The 18,927-nt window shown below is 71.0% G+C and carries 14 protein-coding genes; 10 read left to right on the top strand and 4 right to left on the bottom strand.

Features of this window, described 5'->3' with window-relative positions:
- The first annotated feature begins 45 nt into the window (after positions 1-45).
- From PGN25_19860 to topA, 3 genes are all read left to right on the top strand, one after another.
- Positions 46-918, top strand: coding sequence for a cytochrome b/b6 domain-containing protein (locus PGN25_19860; protein MEH3119770.1), 873 nt, complete (start codon positions 46-48; stop codon positions 916-918).
- Positions 915-1,847 (top strand): molybdopterin-dependent oxidoreductase, encoded by a 933-nt coding sequence (locus PGN25_19855; GenBank protein MEH3119769.1) that lies wholly within the window; start codon positions 915-917, stop codon positions 1,845-1,847. Before PGN25_19860 ends, PGN25_19855 begins: the two co-directional genes overlap by 4 nt.
- Positions 1,848-1,994: 147 nt before the next feature.
- A complete protein-coding gene (gene topA, locus PGN25_19850) occupies positions 1,995-4,694 on the top strand; it encodes a type I DNA topoisomerase (protein MEH3119768.1) in 2,700 nt (899 codons plus the stop codon).
- 269 nt (positions 4,695-4,963) lie between these two features.
- Here topA and PGN25_19845 read toward each other — a convergent pair whose 3' ends face one another.
- The 3 genes from PGN25_19845 to PGN25_19835 form a co-directional block, all read right to left on the bottom strand.
- Complete coding sequence (locus PGN25_19845; protein ID MEH3119767.1) at positions 4,964-5,701, bottom strand: tRNA (guanine(46)-N(7))-methyltransferase TrmB; 738 nt, start codon at positions 5,699-5,701, stop codon at positions 4,964-4,966.
- Between the two features lie 12 nt (positions 5,702-5,713).
- Positions 5,714-6,889, bottom strand: a complete 1,176-nt coding sequence (metK, locus tag PGN25_19840) for a methionine adenosyltransferase (GenBank protein MEH3119766.1) — start codon at positions 6,887-6,889, stop codon at positions 5,714-5,716.
- Between the two features lie 226 nt (positions 6,890-7,115).
- Positions 7,116-7,523: a helix-turn-helix transcriptional regulator gene (locus PGN25_19835; GenBank protein MEH3119765.1), complete on the bottom strand. Its 408-nt coding sequence runs from the start codon at positions 7,521-7,523 to the stop codon at positions 7,116-7,118.
- 1,101 nt (positions 7,524-8,624) lie between these two features.
- Between PGN25_19835 and PGN25_19830 the strand changes: the two genes are divergently transcribed.
- The 6 genes from PGN25_19830 to PGN25_19805 all read left to right on the top strand — a co-directional run bounded on the left by PGN25_19830 (position 8,625) and on the right by PGN25_19805 (position 16,419).
- A complete protein-coding gene (locus tag PGN25_19830) occupies positions 8,625-9,476 on the top strand; it encodes a DNA-binding protein (protein ID MEH3119764.1) in 852 nt (283 codons plus the stop codon).
- 6 nt (positions 9,477-9,482) lie between these two features.
- The gene (locus tag PGN25_19825; protein ID MEH3119763.1) at positions 9,483-10,997 is read left to right on the top strand and encodes a M48 family metalloprotease; all 1,515 of its coding nucleotides are present in this window, start codon (positions 9,483-9,485) and stop codon (positions 10,995-10,997) included.
- Positions 10,998-11,371: 374 nt separating this feature from the next.
- Positions 11,372-12,310 (top strand): rhamnosyltransferase, encoded by a 939-nt coding sequence (locus tag PGN25_19820; protein MEH3119762.1) that lies wholly within the window; start codon positions 11,372-11,374, stop codon positions 12,308-12,310.
- Positions 12,307-13,239 carry a glycosyltransferase family 2 protein gene (locus PGN25_19815; GenBank protein ID MEH3119761.1) on the top strand — a complete coding sequence of 311 codons (933 nt, stop codon included), beginning with the start codon at positions 12,307-12,309 and terminating at the stop codon, positions 13,237-13,239. Before PGN25_19820 ends, PGN25_19815 begins: the two co-directional genes overlap by 4 nt.
- Before the next feature lie 108 nt (positions 13,240-13,347).
- Complete coding sequence (locus PGN25_19810) at positions 13,348-15,099, top strand: PAS domain-containing protein (GenBank protein ID MEH3119760.1); 1,752 nt, start codon at positions 13,348-13,350, stop codon at positions 15,097-15,099.
- 357 nt (positions 15,100-15,456) lie between these two features.
- Positions 15,457-16,419: an IS110 family transposase gene (locus PGN25_19805; GenBank protein ID MEH3119759.1), complete on the top strand. Its 963-nt coding sequence runs from the start codon at positions 15,457-15,459 to the stop codon at positions 16,417-16,419.
- A gap of 418 nt (positions 16,420-16,837) precedes the next feature.
- Here the strand turns inward: PGN25_19805 and PGN25_19800 are convergent, their stop codons facing one another.
- Complete coding sequence (locus PGN25_19800) at positions 16,838-17,773, bottom strand: hypothetical protein (GenBank protein ID MEH3119758.1); 936 nt, start codon at positions 17,771-17,773, stop codon at positions 16,838-16,840.
- Between the two features lie 260 nt (positions 17,774-18,033).
- Here PGN25_19800 and PGN25_19795 point away from each other — a divergent pair, with 260 nt between their 5' ends.
- Positions 18,034-18,633, top strand: coding sequence for a superoxide dismutase (locus PGN25_19795; protein MEH3119757.1), 600 nt, complete (start codon positions 18,034-18,036; stop codon positions 18,631-18,633).
- The last annotated feature ends 294 nt before the right edge of the window (positions 18,634-18,927 follow it).

The raw sequence follows: 18,927 nt of genomic DNA, 5'->3' as shown, positions 1-18,927 counted from the left end.
GCTCCCCGCCGGGGCGAGGGGCATCTCACCAGGGAACCGCCCGCCGTGGCCGCAGGATCGACGCTCTCGGGACCGGACATCGTGGAGACGGTGCGGCGGCGCTGGATGTTTCGCCACCCGCTGGTGATCCGGCTGGCGCACTGGATCAACGTGGTCTGCCTCGCCATCCTGCTGATGAGCGGCCTGCAGATCTTCAACGCGCATCCGGCCCTGTACTGGGGGGCCGCCTCGACCTTCGACACCCCGTTCGTCGCGATCACCGACGACCAGCGGGACGACGGCACGCCCCGCGGCATCGTCTACGTCGCCGGCCGCACCTTCGACACCACCGGCGTGCTCGGCCTGTCGAACCTCGACGGACAGCAAGCGGGCCGCGCGTTCCCCGCCTGGGCGACGCTGCCGGCGCATCAGGACCTCGCCACGGGCCGGCGCTGGCACTTCCTGTTCGCCTGGGCCTTCGTCGTCAACGGCCTGATCTACCTCCTCTACGGCATCGGCACCGGCCAGTTGCGCCGCCGCCTCATCCCCGACGGCGACCAGATGCGCGGATTCGGCGCCTCGATCCGCGAGCACCTGACCCTGCACTTCCCGAAAGGAGACGAGGCCAAGCGCTACAACGTGCTGCAGAAGCTCACCTACCTCGTCGTCGTCGCCGTGCTGCTGCCGCTGATGCTGCTCACCGGCCTGTCGATGTCGCCGGGCGTCAACGCCGTGGTGCCGCTGCCCGACCTGTTCGGCGGCCGGCAATCGGCCCGCACGGTCCACTTCATCGTCACGAACCTGCTGGTGCTGTTCGTGATCGTCCACGTCCTGCTCGTCCTGCTCTCCGGCGTGGTCAACAACATGCGCAGCATGGTCACCGGCTGGTTCGTGATCGAGCGCCGAAAGCTTCCCGCCGGACCGGGAGAGATCCGATGAGACGCCGCCTGTCGATTCCCAAGCCGCATCGCCGCGGCTTCCTGACGGCGGCGGCCGGCCTGTTCGGCGTTGCGTCGCTCGGCGGCTGCGACCGCTTCGCCGCCAGTCCCACCGGCCGGCGCACGCTGAAGGCCGGCGAGGACGCCAACCTGTTCGTGCAGCGCCTGCTGCTGACGCCGGCCTCGCTGGCCAAGGAGTTTCCGGATTCGCAGATCTCGCCCTGGTTCAAGCCGAACGGCACGATCGAGCCGCCGGACCGGGACTACAAGGCGCTCGCCGCCAGGAGCTTCGAGGGGTTCAAGCTCCGGATCGACGGCCTCGTGGAGCATCCGCAGGATCTCGGCCTCGCCGACCTGCGGGCCCTGCCCGCCCGCACGCAGACGACCCGGCACGATTGCGTCGAAGGCTGGAGCGCCATCGGCAAGTGGACCGGCGTGCCGCTCTCGGAAGTGCTCCAGCGCGCCGGCCTGAAGCCGAACGCCCGCTACGTCGTGTTCCACTGCGCCGACACGATGGAGTACGCGGCGAGCGGCGGGGACGAGGAGGCGGATACGGAAAAGACCGCCAATCCCGGGATGGAGGCGCGGCCGGAGGGCGCGGAGAACCAAGCGAGCGATTCGAAGGCCGCCGGCGCCGAAGCCCCGGCGGACGAGGGTGAGGCGGCGCAGGGCACGCCCGTGCGCTACTACGAGAGCATCGACCTCACCGACGCCTTTCACCCGCAGACGATCCTCGCCTACGACCTGAACGGGCAGGCGCTGCCGGTCCCGAATGGGGCGCCGTTACGCCTACGGGTCGAGCGCCAGCTTGGTTACAAGCAGGCGAAGTATGTCATGCGGATCGAGGTGACCGAGGGCCTGAAGGGCATCGGCGACGGCAATGGCGGCTACTGGGAGGATCGGGGCTACGAGTGGTACGCCGGGATTTGAGGCGCCTCCTCCCCCGTTCCCCGATTTGACAACGCCGCGCCGCTCACCCACTTCTGCGCGGCGCGAGAGCCGGCCTCCGACCGGTACGCATCCGCGCCATCCCCAAAACCGTCCCCGCGGTGAGGCTCTGGCGAGAGGCAGAGGTTCATGAAAGTCGTCGTCGTCGAGTCGCCGGCCAAGGCCAAGACGATCAACAAATATCTCGGGCGCGACTACGAGGTCCTGGCCTCCTTCGGCCATATCCGCGACCTCCCGGCCAAGGACGGATCGGTCGATCCGGAGGCCGATTTCGCCATGATCTGGGAGCTGGAGGACCGGGGCTCGAAGCGCGTCTCCGAGATCGCCCGGGCGATCAAGGGCGCCGAGAAGCTCATCCTCGCGACCGACCCGGATCGCGAGGGCGAGGCGATCTCCTGGCACGTCATCGAGGCGCTCGCGGCCCGCAAGGCGCTCAAGGGGATTCCCGTCGAGCGGGTGACCTTCAACGCCATCACCAAGGCCTCGGTCGATGCGGCGATGCGCAAGCCCCGCGAGATCGATCAGGCGCTGGTCGACGCCTATCTCGCGCGCCGGGCCCTGGACTACCTCGTCGGGTTCAACCTCTCGCCGGTGCTGTGGCGCAAGCTCCCCGGCGCCCGCTCGGCCGGCCGGGTGCAGTCGGTGGCGCTTCGCCTCGTGGTCGAGCGCGAGATGGAGATCGAGCGCTTCCGCCCCCGCGAGTACTGGTCGATCGTGGCGACGCTGGCGACGGAGGCCGGCGGCGTGTTCGAGGCGCGGCTCGTCGGCGCCGACGGCAAGCGCATCCAGCGCCTCGATGTCGGCAATGCCGAGGCGGCGGCGGCGTTCAAGCGCGACCTCGAACTCGCGACCTTCCAGGTGGCGTCGGTCGAGGCGAAGCCGGCCAAGCGCCACCCGCAGCCGCCCTTCACCACCTCGACCCTGCAACAGGAGGCCTCGCGAAAACTCGGGATGGCGCCGGCGCAGACCATGCGCGTGGCGCAGAAGCTCTACGAGGGCGTCGATGTCGGCGGCGAGACCGTCGGCATCATCACCTACATGCGGACCGACGGCGTCGACATGGCGCCGGAGGCGATCTCGGACGCCCGCCGGGTGATCGGCCGCGAGTTCGGCGACGACTATGTGCCGAACGCGCCGCGAAAATACTCGGTGAAGGCCAAGAACGCGCAGGAAGCGCACGAGGCCGTGCGCCCGACCGACATGAGCCGCCTGCCCAAGCAGGTCGCCCGCTCTCTGGAGCCCGAGCAGGCCCGCCTGTACGAGCTGATCTGGACGCGCACGATCGCCAGCCAGATGGAATCGGCCGAGTTGGAGCGCACCACCGTCGAGGTCGCCGCCAGCGTCGGGCCGCGCCGGATCGACCTGCGCGCGACCGGTCAGGTCGTGAAGTTCGACGGCTTTCTCGCCCTCTATCAGGAGGGCAAGGACGACGAGGAGGATGAAGACGCGAAGCGCCTGCCGGCGATGAAGGCGGGCGATCCGCTCAAACGCGAGCGCATCGCCTCGACCCAGCACTTCACCGAGCCGCCGCCGCGCTACTCCGAGGCGAGTCTCGTCAAGCGGATGGAGGAGCTCGGCATCGGCCGGCCCTCGACCTACGCCGCGGTGCTGCAGACCCTGCGCGACCGGGAATACGTCAGGATCGAGAAGAAGCGCCTCCAGCCCGAGGACAAGGGCCGCCTCGTCACCGGCTTCCTCGAGAGCTTCTTCAAGCGCTACGTCGAGTACGATTTCACCGCCGACCTGGAGGAGCAACTCGACCGGGTCTCGAACGCCGAGATCGACTGGCGCTCGGTGCTGCGCGACTTCTGGCGCGATTTCTCGGCGGCCATCGGCGGCACCAAGGAACTGCGCGTCGCCGAGGTGCTGGAGGCGCTCAACGGCCTGCTCGGGCCGCACATCTTTCCCGAAAAGGCGGATGGCGGCGACCCGCGCGCCTGCCCGACCTGCGGCTCGGGTCAGCTCTCGCTCAAGCTCGGCAAGTTCGGCGCCTTCATCGGCTGCTCGAACTATCCCGAGTGCAAGTACACCCGCCAGCTCTCGGCCTCCGGCGTCGAGGGCGAGGGGGACGGCTCCTCAACTGACGGCGGCCAGCCCGGCGTGCGGGTGCTCGGCGACGATCCCGCCACCGGCCTGCCCGTGACCCTGCGCGACGGGCGCTTCGGCCCGTTCGTGCAACTCGGCGAGGCGTCGTCCGAGAAGGGCGCGGCGAAGCCCAAGCGCTCCTCGCTCGCCAAGGGCATGAGCCCCGGCAGCGTGACGCTGGAGGTCGCGCTGCGCCTTCTCTCCCTCCCGCGCGAGGTCGCCAGGCATCCCGAGACCGGCGAGCCGATCCTGGCCAATCTCGGCCGCTTCGGCCCCTACGTGCAGCACGGAAAAACCTACGCCAACCTCGGCAAGGACGACGACGTGCTGGAGATCGGCGCCAACCGCGCCATCGACCTGATCGTCGCCAAGGAGCAGGGCGGCGGGCGCGGACGCCCGGCCGCCGATCCCGGCCGCTCGATCGGCCGGCATCCGGACGGTGCCGACCTCGTGGTCAAGGCGGGCAAGTACGGCCCCTATGTCAGCGACGGCTCGGTCAACGCGACCCTGCCGAAGACGATGGCCGCCGAGAGCCTGACGCTGGAGCAGGCCATCGACCTCGTCAACGCCAAGCGCGCCTCCGGCGGCGGCAAGAAGCCGGTGCGAAAGACCGCTGCGCGGGCCCGCACGACGGCGAAGAAGGCGGACGGGGCCGAGGCGAAGAAACCGGCGGTGCGCAAGGCGACGACGAAGGCTGCGGCCAAGCCGGCGGCCGCCAAGAAGGCTGCGGCGAAGACGAACTGAGGCTGTCTCCCCCATCCCGGATGTCGAACCTTTTCGACATCCGGCTTCCTGGCCGCACTGCGTTCAAGCCAGTTCGGGTCGGGAGGGATGAGCGGACAGCCTCGTCGGGCGGCCGATCCCGGCTGAATCGCTTCACCCTGCCGTCATCGCGAGCGACAGCGAAGCGATCCAGGGTGCGACATCTCCGGATAAGGCGGCGCGCTGGATCGCTTCGGCTTCGCCTCGCGATGACGGAGGGAAACGTTCGAGCGACCGGTCGAGGAACCGGTTCAGCCCGCGCCCACCCGCTCGAACGTCAGGTAGCTCGGCCGCCGGCCGGCCGCGATGGCCTTGGCCTCGTAGCGGGTGCCCGGCCATCCGGGGAACGGCCGGCGCCAGTCGTCGGCGCTCTCGGCCGTCCAGCGCAGATGCGGACAGCGGGCGGCGCGGACCAGGGTCCAGCCGGCGTAATCGTCGATGTCGCTGGCGAAGCGGAACAGGCCGCCGGGGCGCAGCACCCGGGCGATCTCGGCGAGCGAGGCATCCGAGACGAACCGGCGCTTGCGCTGGCGGCGCTTCGGCCAGGGGTCGGGATAGAGCAGGTAGGCGCGGGCGAGGCTTGCATCCGGCAGGGCGGCGAGCAGAGCGGTGGCGTCCTCGTCCCAGACGCGCACGTTGCGGAGTTTCCGTTCGTCGACGGTGCGCAGCAGCTTCACGACGCCGTTGACGAAGGGCTCGCAGCCGACGATGCCGGCCCGGCCGTTGGACTCGGCCTGGGCGGCGAGGTGCTCGCCGCCGCCGAAGCCGATCTCCAGCCAGACCTCATCGACCGGCACCGGGAACAGTGTCGGCGGATCGAGCAGCGCACCGCGCTCGGGGAGCGCGACGCGGAGCGTCGGGAGCAGCCCTTCGAGGCGCCGCTCCTGGCCCGGCCGCAGCCGCTTGCCCTTGCGGCGCCCATAGAAGGCCCGCTCGGCGTCGCCCGTCCCGCCCGTCTCGGGAGGGATGTTTCGGTCATCCCTCCCCATGGCGGTTCGGGCTCAGAACGCCGACTTCAGCTTGTCGGCGAGATCCGTCTTCTCCCAGGAGAAGCCGCCGTCGGCATCGGGCTCGCGGCCGAAATGGCCGTAGGCCGCGGTGCGGGCGTAGATCGGCTTGTTGAGCTGGAGCGCGGTGCGGATGCCCCGGGGCGACAGGTCGAGGGCGTCCATCAGGACCGATTCGAGCTTCGCTTCGTCCACGGTGCCGGTGCCGTGCAGGTCGACGTAGATCGACAGGGGCTTGGCGACGCCGATGGCGTAGGAGAGCTGGATCGTGGCCCGGCGGGCGAGGCCGGCGGCGACGACGTTCTTGGCGAGATAGCGCGCGGCGTAGGCGGCCGAGCGGTCGACCTTGGTCGGGTCCTTGCCGGAGAAGGCACCGCCGCCGTGCGGCGCGGCGCCGCCGTAGGTGTCGACGATGATCTTGCGGCCGGTGAGGCCGGCATCGCCGTCGGGGCCGCCGATCACGAACTTGCCGGTCGGGTTGACGTGCCAGGCGGTGCCCTCGTTGACCCAGCCCTGCGGCAGGGCCTTGAGGATGTAGGGCTCGACGATGGCGCGCACGTCGGCCGAGTCGAGCGACTCGTCGAGATGCTGGGTCGAGAGCACGATCTGCGTCACCTCGACCGGGCGGCCGTCGGCGTAGCGCACGGTGACCTGGCTCTTGGCGTCGGGGCCGAGCTTGGCCGCGTCGCCCTGCTTGGCCTTGCGCGCGTCGGCGAGATCCTTGAGGATCTTGTGGGCGTAGAAGATCGGGGCCGGCATCAGGGCCGGGGTCTCGTCGGCGGCGTAGCCGAACATGATGCCCTGGTCGCCCGCGCCCTCGTCCTTGTTGCCGGAGGCGTCCACGCCCTGGGCGATGTCGGCCGACTGGGCGTGCAGGTGGATGGCGACGTCGTTGTTCCTCCAGTGGAAGCCGGACTGCTCGTAGCCGATGTCGCGCACGGCCTCGCGGGTCAGCGCCTCCAGATCCTTGAAGGTCACGGAATCGGGGCCGCGCACCTCGCCCGCGATCACCACGCGGTTCGTGGTGGTCAGCGTCTCGACGCCGAGGCGCGCCTCCGGCATCGCCGCGAGGTAGGCATCGACCACGGTGTCCGAGATCCGGTCGCTCACCTTGTCGGGGTGACCCTCGGAGACGGACTCGCTGGTGAAGAGGTAGTCGGAACGAGGCATTGCATGCACCCCCGATTGTCGGGCGCGCCTCGTCTTGAAACGGCGCTTGACCCGGTCTCCAGAAGGCGCGGCTTGTCGCATCGACGGTTCGGACGGTCAAGCCGGAATGGCGAAATCGTCCGTTATAACGAACGTCAAGCCGGCACGAGATCAGCGTCGGCCCTGTCGGGGCACCGGCCGCCGCGCCTTGATGGGCTCCCGTTTGCCGGGGATCGTGCGGTCGCCGTCAGGTCTTCAGTTCGCGGCTCAGGACGTCGAAGGCGGCGGAGAGGTCGCGGCGCTGGGCGTCGCTGAAGGTGTCGACGAATTGCCGGGCGAAAGCGCGCGCCAGTTCGGACCAGGGCTCGACCGTGAAACCCTGCTGTTCGCTCTCGGCGAAGCCGCGTTCGACTGTCGCGTCGGGGTGGGGAATGCCGTCGAGAAAGTCGGACACCGGGGTGTTCGTCAGGCGCCCCAGGATCGCGAGATGGATCGCGCTGATCCGGTTGACGCCCTTTTCATACTTCTGAAGCTGGGCGGCCGACATTCCAAAGCTGTCGGCGACGGCGCGCTGCGTCAGCTTCGAGCGTTTGCGCTGCTCGGCGATGCGGCGTCCGAGAAGGACATCGCGTTCATCGGTTTTCTGCCCTGCCATGCTCGTTCCGCTCGGCCCGTTTGCGTGGATGCTTCGAACGAAACCTTGCACCGTGCAAGAGCGCCGCACCCCCTGTCGGTGACGACTCACAGAAACTTTCATTTGTTAAAAGTGCGGTGCGGCGTCGCAGGAAAATCTACGGACGCACAAAGTATCCGATGCAATCTTGAGAATTGAATAAGAATGGCGTCCCCGGCAGGGCTCGAACCTGCGACCCCAGGTTTCGTACCACTTCGGCTTTCGCCGCCGCGCTTTCGGCGCGTTCGTGGCCTGGACTATCCCTTCACCCTGGGCCCTGCGAAAAGCCTTTAGGTGCCGCCCGTCTAGTCTCTACACCTTCCCGCGGCCTTCAGGCCTCGGGCTTGGCTCGGGATCGGCAGGGCGCCGGAGCGCCGGGAGCTTTCCCCGAATTTGAGCGGATCCGCCGCGCGGTTTCCCATCGCGACGCCCAATTTGATGGAGTTTAGGAAACCTGTGCTCTGTCCAACTGAGCTACGGAGACGTCGACGCAAGGCTTAGCATCATCGCGCGGGAGCGCCAACCGTTCAGGCGCGAAGCGGCAGGGCCATCGCTCGATGTTTTCAGGACGTTCGTCCTGAAAACATCGAGCGGAGTGAAAGCCTGAGCCCGCGGAGGCGGGCGCCGGCGACTGAGAGCCTGTTTGACTGCAGTGATCGCATCTCGCCCCTCATCCTGAGGTGCCGCGTGAGCGGCCTCGAAGGATCCTCCAGATCCCGCGTGATTCCTGGAGCACCCTTCGAGGCCTCCGCTGCGCTCCGGCACCTCAGGATGAGGGTTCAGGATGGGAGTAGGACCTTCCTCTCGCCTTGCCGTTGCCTGACGAAGACACGTTCGCCGGTCAAACAGGCTCTGAGGCCGGCCAAGAAAACCAGGGCCATCGCTTCAAGCGATGGCCCTGGCGAAGCGGCCGAGGATCGGCGCGCTGCGATCTGGAGGTTCGCCGGTTCTGTTGCCCGGGGGACGCAGCCGCCGACAATCCGCGCTTGCAAGGGGCATCCAAGGAATCATCGCGGCCTCGGGCCGCGATCCGGGCCTTTTTCGCGTGCCATCATCACCGGAGATCGAGCGCGAGCGGTGACGATGTGGCCCGGTGACAGGCGCGATTCTGCATCCGACGGACGCCGGGCCGGCCGCGGCGTCTCCCCGGTCCTCGTCTGCCTCGTCGCGGCCTGCAACGGCCCCGCCGCACCCCAGGCCGTGGCCGCCCCGTCCGGGGCCGATGCGTCGTGCCGCCCGGCGGCCTCCCGGGAGGATCGCCTCGCCGGGGTCGGAGCCCGGGGCGAACTGATTCTCGCGTCCGGAGGCCGGGCGGTGCTCTCGGACCTGCGCTGGCCGGACGATCCCGCTCTCGACGCGGCTGCCCGGGGCCGCCTCTTGTCCTTCCGCGACGCGCCGCTCGTCCTGACCGAGCGCGGTTCCGAGGATCGCTGGGGCCGCCGCCGCGCCGATGGGATCGCCGGCGGGACCGAACCGGTCGATCTCGCCGGGGCACTGATCGCGGCGGGCCTCGCCTCCGCCGATGCCGGCGAGGCGGACGCCCTGTGCCGCCCTTCCCTGCGCGCCCTCGAAGAGGTGCCGCGGGCGGCGGGGCGCGGCCTGTGGTCCGGCGGCCCGGTCGCCGCGACCGACGCGTCGGCGCTGAACGCCCGCGCCGGGCGCTTCGCCGTGGTGGAGGGGCGCATCCTCCATGTCGGCGAGCGGCCGGGGCGGACTTATCTGGACTTCGCCCGCCGGGGTGAGACGGGCTTGACCGTAACCGTGCAGAAACGCACTTGGCGGACCCTTGCCGAACATGGTTTGTCGGCGGCCACGCTGAGGGGCCGCCTCGTGAGAATCCGCGGCAGGGTCGAGATCGGGCGGGGACCGCTGATCGACCTTGCCGGCGTCGAGGGGATCGAGGTCGTCGAGGGGGAGCGGGCGCTGCGGCGCTAGAACGGCATGACGGGGGATCGGCAGCACGAATCGGGGCGGCGGAGCGCGGGGGGGCGCCGCCGGGACCAGCTTGCGCGCGTCGGCGTGCGGCTCGGCGCAGCGGTCGCGTTCGCCGCCCTGCTCGCCGCCTGCGCCGCCGACCAGACCGGAAGCGTGCTCACGCCCGCGGTGATCACGGTGCCCGAGCAGGCGCCGAAGACGACGGGGCGCGCCCGCTCCGACGACGCGGACCATGCCAAACTCGTCGCCTCCTTCGGCGGCGAGTATCGCGCGCCCGCCGCCCACCGGCTGCTCACCGAGATCACCGACCGGCTGGTGCGCGCCAGCGACCGGCCGGAGGAAGCCTACGCGGTCACGCTGCTCGACTCGCCCGTCGTCAACGCCTTCGCCCTGCCGAGCGGCCGGCTCTACGTGACCCGCGGCCTGCTGGCGCTCGCCAGCGACAGCTCGGAAGCGGCGGCCGTGCTCGCCCACGAGATCGCCCACGTGACCCTGCGCCACGCCACCGCCCGCAGCGAGATGGCCCTGCGCTCGCAACTCGTCAGCCGCGTGGTCGCCGACGTGCTGAACGATCCCGCGACGGGGGCGCAACTGGCGAGCCAGTCGAAGTTCACCCTCGCCCGCTTCTCCCGCGAGCAGGAGTTCGAGGCCGACACCAACGGCGTGCGGGTGCTGGCCCAGGCCGGCTACGATCCCTTCGGCGCCGGCCGCTTCCTCGACGCGCTCCAGCGCACCATGGCGCTGAAGGCCGGCAGCGGCAGCGCGGCCGAGCCCGACATGCTGGCGACCCATCCGGCCACCGCCGAGCGCATCGCGCTGGTGACCCGTGCCGCCCGGCGCATCGGCGCACCCGGCCTCGGCGCCGACGACCGCGCCCGCTACCTCGCGGCGATCGACGGGCTCGCCTACGGCGACGATCCCGGCGAGGGGCTGGTGCGCGGCCGACGCTTCCTGCATCCGGGCCTCGGCATCGCCTTCGAGGTGCCGGACGCCTTCGCCATCGAGAACACCCGCAACGCCGTGCTCGGCACCACGCCGGAGGGCAGCCGCCGCCTGCTGTTCGATCAGGTCGAGGCGAGCGGCGACCGCAGCCTGGAGGACGTGCTGCGCGCCACCTGGAACGACGCCATCGAGGCGGGTTCGGTCGAGAACCGCATCGTCGGCGGGCGCTCCGTCGTCACCGCGCTCTCGCGCGGCAAGGACTGGACCTTCCGCCTCGCGGCGGTCCGCATGGGCGAGACCACCTATCGCATGATCATGGCGGCCAAGGGCGCGACCGACCCGGAGCCGGCCTTCCGGCGCTGGCTGGAGAGCCTGCGCCCGATCGAGCCGGAGGAGACGGCCTCCCTCAAGCCGGCCCATCTCCAGATCGTCACCGCCGGAGCGGGCGACACCGTCGAGGGTCTGGCCCGCCGCATGAGCGTGCCCGACCGCGCGGTGGACCGCTTCCTCGTGCTCAACGGCATGCAGCGCGGTGCGGTGCTCAGGCCCGGCCAGGGCTACAAGCTCGTGGTGGAGTGAGACGTTCGGATTGCCTCGGTGTCCCTTTCGTCCTTGCGAGGCTTCCGCCGATCCCGCTGGCGAATGGAGCGGCGGCGACGTGAGAGGATCGTTCGGCTCTCGTCGTGCCCTGGATCGCGGCGGCGCCGGACGAGGCATCCCAGCGGTCCGATACCCTTCGCCAGCAGGATCGCGGAGCCGAAGCAATTCAGGGCACTGCCCTATCCGGAAAGGTCGCGCCGCTGGATCGCTTCGCTCACGCTCGCGATGACGGGATATGGCGGAACCCGGCGCGATCGGCCGCAAACCGTCTCGCCCTTGCGCACCCGCGGTCCGGCGCCTAGAGCATCGTCCCGAAAGGTGGCCTCCGGCTTTCGGGACGATGCGCGAGGCCGATGCCTCGCCGCAACGGTTCCGACGTGACGCCTCCCGATCCCCCGAACGTCCCTCCCGACACCGCCGTCGCGGTCGTGTTCTTCCGTCCCTCCCCGGCTCAGGTGGCGCGGGTGGTCGAGCGCTTCGCCGGGCGGATGCCGGTGCTCGTCTACGACAACGGCGGCATCCCGCCCGACGCATCGGCGCGGATGCGGGACGCGGCCGGCCTGACCCGGCTCGGCGGGGGCCGCAACCTCGGCATCGCCGCCGCCCTCAACGCCCTGGCCGAGGCGGCCGGCGCGGCGGGCTTCCGATACCTGTTCCTGCTCGATCAGGATGCCGATGCGGGCGTCGAGACCGTGCTCGCCCTGCACCGCGGCCTGACCGGAATGGCGCCGGACGATCCGCCCCCGGCGGTCGTCGGCCCGGCGCCCGCGCCCCATCCCGGCCACAAGGCGCCGGCCTACCCGCGCCGTCCGGGCGTGCCGCCGCGCGGCGCCCTCCGACCCGTCGAATTCCTGGCGACCTCCGGCTCGCTGGTGGATCTCGCCGCCTTCGGGCGGGTCGGGCCGTTCCGCGAGGATTTCTTCATCGACGCGGTCGATCTCGAATGGTGCTTCCGCGCCTGGGCCCGGGGCCGGAGCTGCTGGATGGACCCGGGCACCGCGATCCCGCACAGCGTCGGCCGCGGCGCCATCCGCGCCCGGTTCCTGCCCGTGACGATGCCGGACCAGCCGCTGTTCCGCATGGCGGCCTACGTGCGCAACACCGCCTATGGCTGGCGCCTGCCCCACGTGCCGGGCCGGTGGAAGCTGAAGCAGATGGCCTACCTGCCGCTCCAGATCGGCCTGTACTGGACCCGGCACCGCTTCTCCCCGCGCGTGCTCGCGCGCCTCGTCGGGGCGCTGGCGCAGGGCCTGGGCGGCCGGCTCGGGCGCCCGGCGGACGCGCCGCCGTGAGCCCGCGCCTCGATGTCGTCATCGTCAACTGGAATGCCGGCGACCAGCTCCGGGCCTGCCTCGCCAGCCTCGCCGCGAGTGCGGGGGCGGAGCGCCTGCGCGTCGTCGTGGTCGACAACGCCTCGACCGACGGCTCGGCCCAAGACCTCGGCCAAGCCGGCCTCGCCCCGATCGTGCTGCGCAACGAAAGGAATCTCGGCTTCGCCCGGGCCTGCAACCAGGGCGCGGCCCTCGGGACGGCCGACGCCATCCTGTTCCTCAATCCCGATACGCAGGTGAGCCGGGACGGGATCCCGGCCGCCCGCGCGGTGCTGGAGGCGTCCGCCGGCACCGGCATCGTCGGCGCCCGGCTGGTCGACGCGGCGGGGCGCACCCACCGCACCTGCGCCCGCCACCCGACCGCGGCGAGCCTGATCGCCCACACCCTGTTCCTCGACCGGCTGCTGCCGGGCCTCGTGCGCCCGCACTTCCTGCTCGACTGGGACCACGGGCAGACGCGGGCCGTGGAGGCGGTGATGGGCGCCTTCCTGATGATCCGGCGCCCGCTCTTCGAGAGGCTCGGCGGGTTCGACGAGCGCTTCTTCGTCTACTGGGAGGATGCCGACCTCTGCGCCCGCACCCGGGCCGCGGGCTTCGCCGTGTGTCACGCCGCACAGGCCGAGATCCGCCATCGCGGCCAGGGCACCACCGAGGCGGTGAAGGACCGGCGCCTGTTCTACTTCCTGCGGGCGCAGGCCCTCTACGCGCGAAAGCACCACGGACGAGCGGTTTTCCTCGGCGTCCTGGCCGCGGCATTCGCCGTGAACCTGCCGGGGCGTCTCGGCCGGGCGCTGGCCCGGGGCTCGGCGGGGGATGCGGGTGCGGTGATCCGCGCAGGGGGGATGCTCGCCGCTTCCCTGCCGAGCCTGTTGACCGGCAGCAGCCGATGAGGCTTGCCTGAGGTCGACCGTCTTGTCGTCCGCGGCGGCCTCCGTCATGGTGCCGCCCTCCGGACGGTCCCGCCTGCACCCGCGGCGGGCGGCTGAACGGGGAACGGAGTGCAGGACAGAGCGGACCAGGGCTCTCGACCGGCGGACCTGTCGCCCGCCCTGTACCGTGCGGCTTTCGACGGCGCGCCGGTGGGCCTCGCCGTGCTCTCGCCCGACGGGCGTACGATCCGCACCGCCAACGCCTGCCTGTGCCGCTGGCTCGGCTACGCGCCGGGCGCCCTCGACGGCCGGCCCGCCGATCAGGTGATCGGCCGGGACCCGTTCGGCGGGGACGCGCTGGTGCCGAAGGCGGGCATTCGCCGCTGGACCCGGGCCGACGGCGGCAGCCTCGACCTGCGCCTCACCCTCTCCGGCGAGCCCGGTGCCGAGATGGTCGCCGCCGCCGATCTCGTCGATGCCGACGAACTGGTGCGGGCCGAGCAGAACCGCGACGCCCTGACCGCGGCGGGCCTCGGCGAGTGGCGCTGGGATCTCACCACGGGGCAACTGGCGTTCTCGCGCCGGGCCGGGCAGATCCTCGGCTACGCCCCGGGGCGTTCCGTCACCTGGGACGCGATGAAGGGCCGGATCGACCCGGCCGATGCCGAGCGCCTCCAGGCTTCCATCGCCGCGGCGGTCGCCGAGCGCCGCGCCTACGCCTTCCAGACCCGCTTCCGCCGTGCCGCCGACGGCGCCGAGATCTGGATCGGCGCCCGCGGCGAGGCGGTGCTGTCCGCCGACGGCACCGCCGTCGGCATCGTCGGCGTGGTGCAGGACATCACGACCCGGGTCGAGGCCCGGGCGGCGCTCGCCGAGCGCGAGGAGCGCCTGCGGGTCGCGACCACGGTGGCCGATCTCGGCATCTTCGAGTGGCACGTGCTCGACGACCGGGCGACCTGGGAGAACGAGCGGATGTTCGCGATCTTCGGCCGCCGGCCGGAAGAGGGCAGCATCGGCAAGGCCGCCTTCCTCAAGGAGATCCTCCACCCCGAGGACCGGCCGCACTTCCGGCAGGCGATCCTGCGGGCCCTGCGCGAGGACACGATCCTGCACGCCACCGGCCGCATCCGCCGCCACGACGACGGCACCTGGCGCACCATCGAGATGGCCGGGCGGTTCGAGCGCGGCCGGTCGGGCGGCCTGCCGCGGCGACTGATCGGCGTCGTCGCCGACGTGACCGACCGCCACCTCTCCGAGGAGCGCCGCAGCCTGCTGATCCGCGAACTGCACCACCGGGTAAAGAACACGCTCGCCACCGTGCAGGCCATCGTCGGCTCGACGGCGCGCACCGCCACCAGCATCGACAGCTTCCACGAGGCCTTCGTCGGCCGCATCAAGTCGCTCGCCCACACCCACAGCGTGCTCACCGAGGCGACGTGGCAGACGGCGAGCCTGCGCGACCTGCTCGCCTCCGAACTGATGCCCTACGCCGAGAGCGAGACCGAGGCCTCGCCGGACCTGCGCATCGTCCTCGACGGGCCGCCGGTGGATCTGCCCTCCGACATCGCCGTGCCGATCGGCATGGCGATCCACGAACTGACCACCAACGCCGCCAAGTACGGCGCCCTCTCGACGGGGCGCGGCCGGGTCGCGATCACCTGGAGCGTCGAGGCCGGCGTGCTGCATCTCGACTGGCGCGAGAGCGGCGGCCCGCGCGTGGAGCCGCCGACCCGCCAGGGGTTCGGCTCGCGCCTGCTGCAGCGGGTGCTGACGGCCCAGGTCCAGGCGCAGATCACGACCGATTACGCCCCGGAAGGTTTTCACCTGACGCTGGCCGCTCCGTTGCCGGCGCGCAACCCGGCGCTCAACCCGCTGGCGTGAGCGGGGCGGATCGTCCCCTCCGCCCGCAAAAAGGGTTCGAAGATCGGGAGGGCGGCCTCCACCGCCGCTCGGGTCGTCGTCGTGAGCGTCATGCGAAGCGCTCCGGCGCCGCGACCTTTCCGGAGACGCGCCGCCCTGGATTGTACGTTGGGTTTGTCGGTCTTTTCCGGCGACGGAACCGGAGCGACAACGGGAGGGCCGCCGGCGGGATCGCTTCTGGATCGACTGCGAGGTCGCAAGCAATCTTGATCCGTCGGCGGCGCCTCCACGGTCTTGAGCACGAACGGTAGAGCGGGCGCAGCCCGAGCTTACAATCCCGTGCCAGAGGACCTTGCCTGTCTCGCGAAAGGCCTCGTCATGGTAGCCTCGCCAGCCCACACCGCGCCAGCCTCCCCTTGCTTTCTCGGCGCCGATGTCTCGAAGGATTGGGTCGATCTGGCCGACACGCGCGGACGCACCGCCCGCATCGACAACACGGTCGCGGCCCTGACGGCCGCCTTGTCCAAGCCGCACTGGCGCGCCTGCGCCAACCTCGTGTGCGAAGCCACCGGCGGCTACGAGTGGCCGCTGATCGAAGCCGCCACGGCGCTGGGGCTGCCGATCCGCCGGATCCATCCCGGCCGCGCCCGGGCATTCGCCCGCGCCCAGGCGCGGCTGGCCAAGACCGATCGGATCGACGCCGCCGTCCTGGCCGCCTTGGCGGCCTTTACCGTGGACGAAGTCGCCCCGCCGCTGCCGAGCCCGGCTCAGCGCGCGCTCGCCGAACTGATGACCCGGCTCGGCCAGCTCAAGGATCAGCGACAGGCCGAGCAGTGCCGGGCCGAACGCACCGAGAGCACGATCGTGCGCGCCTCGATCACCGCCAGCCTCGCCCTGCTCGACGGCCAGATCGCCGCGATCGGCGCGGCCTTGGACGAAGCCATCGCCGCCGATGCCGAACTGGCTCGCACCGCCGCCCTGTTGCGCACGTGCAAGGGCGTCGGACCCGTGGCCTGTCGTGCCCTGCTGGCGTGGCTGCCGGAACTCGGCCGCCTGAACCGGCGCACGGTCGCGGCTCTGGTCGGCGTGGCGCCCATCACCTGCCACAGCGGCTCCTCGATCCGCTCGGCCAGCATCACCGGCGGACGCAAAGCCTTGCGCGACGTGATGTTCATGGCCGCCCTGACCGCCAGCCGCCACAACCCCGTCTTCCGCCGCCTCTACGAGCGCCTGCGCCAAGCCGGCAAGCCCCACAAACTCGCCCTCATCGCCGTCGTGCGAAAGCTCGTCACCACCCTCAACGCCATGGTCCGCGCCGGAAAGACCTTCCAGACCGCTTGACCTGAGACACGGTAGATTGCTTGCGCCGAGCCTCGCAAGGACGGAGGAGCAAATCCACGCCGTCATCGCGAGCCGTCAGGCGAAGCGATCCGCCACGGCACCGGATCGGACATCCGTACGATCCCACAACCTTCGCCGGCAGGGTCGGCTCCGCCTTGCAGCCGTGGGGCGAGGTCTGTTCCGGCTGCGCTCGACACTCCGGATGCGGCGGGTCATACCGTTTCCGATTGATCGCTTCGGGTTTCGCCCCCCTCCGTCATCGCGAGCGGCCGCGAAGCGATCCAGGGCGCGACCGGTCCGGAAAGGGCGCGCCCTGGATCGCCACGGCTTCGCCTCGCGATGACGCAGGAGAGGCCGAAGTCATCAACCGGATGGCGTATCAGGCGAACGAAACGCGCCCGTTCCTGCCAGGGGCAACTCAGGCCGCGCCCCGGGCCTCCTCGCCGCCGGCATTGACGAAGTTCTTCAGTTCGTCGAGCGAGGCGAAGGTGAAGCGCCCGCGCGGCGTGTCCGCCTCGATCGAGCCGTCGGAGAACATCACGTAGGTGTTGGCGCCCGACGCGTAGGAGCCGACCGCGTGGCGCTCCTCCTGCGGGTCGGCCTCGGGCACCTCGGCGGCCGGAGCGGCGGCTTCGGGCTCGGGCGGCTCGACCGGCTCCGGAGCGGGAGCCGGCTCCTCCAGCGAGGAGCGCAGGCCGATCGGCTCCGGCACGGGCATCGCCGCTTCGGTCCTCTCCTCGGCGGGCCGCTCTTCCGCCGGCGCGGGCGCGGCCGTCACGGCGACCGGATCGGGCTCGGCGAAGACCGGCGGGTGCCGCTCGGGCGTACCGAACAGGTCCTCGTCCGTCGCGTCGCTGCCGCGCGGCGGGACGGCCTCGGGCGATGCGGCGGGAAGCAGGTCGGGCAGCAGTGGCTCGGCCGGGGCCGAATCCTCGAAGACCGGCTCCGCCCCGCGCCCGCCCGGGCGCAGCGCGCCGAGCGACAGCCCGGCCAGCCCGGCCGTCCCCATCCCGGCGAGGGAGGGACGCTCCGGCGGGATCACCTCGGGTGCAGCCACGGCCGGTGCCGCCTGCGGGGTGGCGTCCCAAGGCGCCGCGGCGGTCGCGGGCACGACCGGGGCGGCCGCCGCCTCGAGATTGTCGGCGCCGAGACCGGCAAGCGAGCCCTGGATCTTGCGCAGCCGGTCGAGCAGCGTCGTCAGACCGAGCAGGATCACACCGGCCGAGGCCGCGGTGGAGCCGCCGATCACCATGGCGAGCCCGCTCTCCAGACGCACGTAGGGAAAGCCCTGAACCACGGCGGCGCTGCCGCCGAGGATCATGACGAGACTGAGCGCGAGCAGCGCGACGACCATGGTACTCTCGACTGAACTGCCGCGGGCGTTGGGGCGGGCAGGATAACCCCCGGATCGCGCATTGCAAAATCCTGCGCGAAGACGGGGTGCGGAATCGAGCGATTCCGTCGCTCCATGCACAGCTTGCGGCGTTGCCGAGCCCGCCCCGCCGACTTACCTACCCGGCCGTCGCCCCGCCGGCCGCGCGCGCATCCCGCATGCGCTCGGAACCCGAAGCCCGCGGGGGCCGGGCCACCGACCGGACAACCCAGGAGACAGGCATGACGTTCACCCTGCCCGAGCTGCCCTACGCCTACGACGCGCTGGGCCCCTACATGTCGAAGGAAACCCTCGAGTTCCACCACGACAAGCACCACAAGGCCTATGTCGACACCGGCAACAAGCTGCTCGAGGGCACCGACCTCGCGGGCAAGAGCGTCGAGGAGATCGTCAAGGCGAGCTACAACACCAATCAGGCGCTCTTCAACAACGCCGGCCAGCACTACAACCACCTCCACTTCTGGAACTGGATGAAGCCCAACGGCGGCGGCACGCCCCCGGCGGCGCTGGCCCGGAAGATCGACGAGGATCTCGGCGGTTACGAGAAGTTCAAGGCCGACTTCATCCAGGCCGGCGTCGGCCAGTTCGGCTCGGGCTGGGCCTGGCTCGCGGTCAAGGACGGCAAGCTCGCGATCCTCAAGACCCCGAACGGCGAGAGCCCGCTCGTGCACGGCGCGGCCCCGATCCTCGGCGTCGACGTGTGGGAGCACTCCTACTACATCGACTACCGCAACCGCCGCCCCGACTACCTCAAGGCGTTCGTCGAGAACCTCGTGAACTGGGAGTACGTCGAGAAGCTGTTCGGAGAGGCCAAGGCCTGATCCGCTTCGAGCTTTGATGCCGCCGCCCCGTCGCCGACGGGGCGGCTTTTTCATGCGCGCCGTGACCCTGCGGTCATAGTCGCGCCCTCTATCGGCGCCCTACTGCACGGCGCAGGCTCTCGACGGGGCGATCCCACCCTCGCCCTCATCCTGAGGTGCCGGCGCGCAGCGTCGGCCTCGAAGGATCCTCCAGTTGACGCGCGATCCCTGGAGGATCCTTCGAGGCCGCTCACGCGGCACCTCAGGATGAGGGCGAGGGGGGATCAAGGCCTGATCCCTCCTCGGCCGCACGGG

The sequence above is a fragment of the Methylorubrum populi genome (assembly GCA_036946625.1).
Taxonomy (GTDB): domain Bacteria; phylum Pseudomonadota; class Alphaproteobacteria; order Rhizobiales; family Beijerinckiaceae; genus Methylobacterium; species Methylobacterium populi_C.
This window is presented reverse-complemented; position numbering and strand designations above follow the sequence as displayed.

Excerpts from the sequence above, each read along its gene's own strand:
- PGN25_19855 (MEH3119769.1), top strand. The coding sequence starts at position 915 with ATGAGACGCCGCCTGTCGATTCCCAAGCCGCATCGCCGCGGCTTCCTG.
- topA (MEH3119768.1), top strand. The coding sequence starts at position 1,995 with ATGAAAGTCGTCGTCGTCGAGTCGCCGGCCAAGGCCAAGACGATCAAC.
- PGN25_19845 (MEH3119767.1), bottom strand. The coding sequence starts at position 5,701 with ATGGGGAGGGATGACCGAAACATCCCTCCCGAGACGGGCGGGACGGGC.
- metK (MEH3119766.1), bottom strand. The coding sequence starts at position 6,889 with ATGCCTCGTTCCGACTACCTCTTCACCAGCGAGTCCGTCTCCGAGGGT.
- PGN25_19835 (MEH3119765.1), bottom strand. The coding sequence starts at position 7,523 with ATGGCAGGGCAGAAAACCGATGAACGCGATGTCCTTCTCGGACGCCGC.
- PGN25_19830 (MEH3119764.1), top strand. The coding sequence starts at position 8,625 with ATGTGGCCCGGTGACAGGCGCGATTCTGCATCCGACGGACGCCGGGCC.
- PGN25_19825 (MEH3119763.1), top strand. The coding sequence starts at position 9,483 with ATGACGGGGGATCGGCAGCACGAATCGGGGCGGCGGAGCGCGGGGGGG.
- PGN25_19820 (MEH3119762.1), top strand. The coding sequence starts at position 11,372 with ATGCCTCGCCGCAACGGTTCCGACGTGACGCCTCCCGATCCCCCGAAC.
- PGN25_19805 (MEH3119759.1), top strand. The coding sequence starts at position 15,457 with ATGGTAGCCTCGCCAGCCCACACCGCGCCAGCCTCCCCTTGCTTTCTC.
- PGN25_19800 (MEH3119758.1), bottom strand. The coding sequence starts at position 17,773 with ATGGTCGTCGCGCTGCTCGCGCTCAGTCTCGTCATGATCCTCGGCGGC.
- PGN25_19795 (MEH3119757.1), top strand. The coding sequence starts at position 18,034 with ATGACGTTCACCCTGCCCGAGCTGCCCTACGCCTACGACGCGCTGGGC.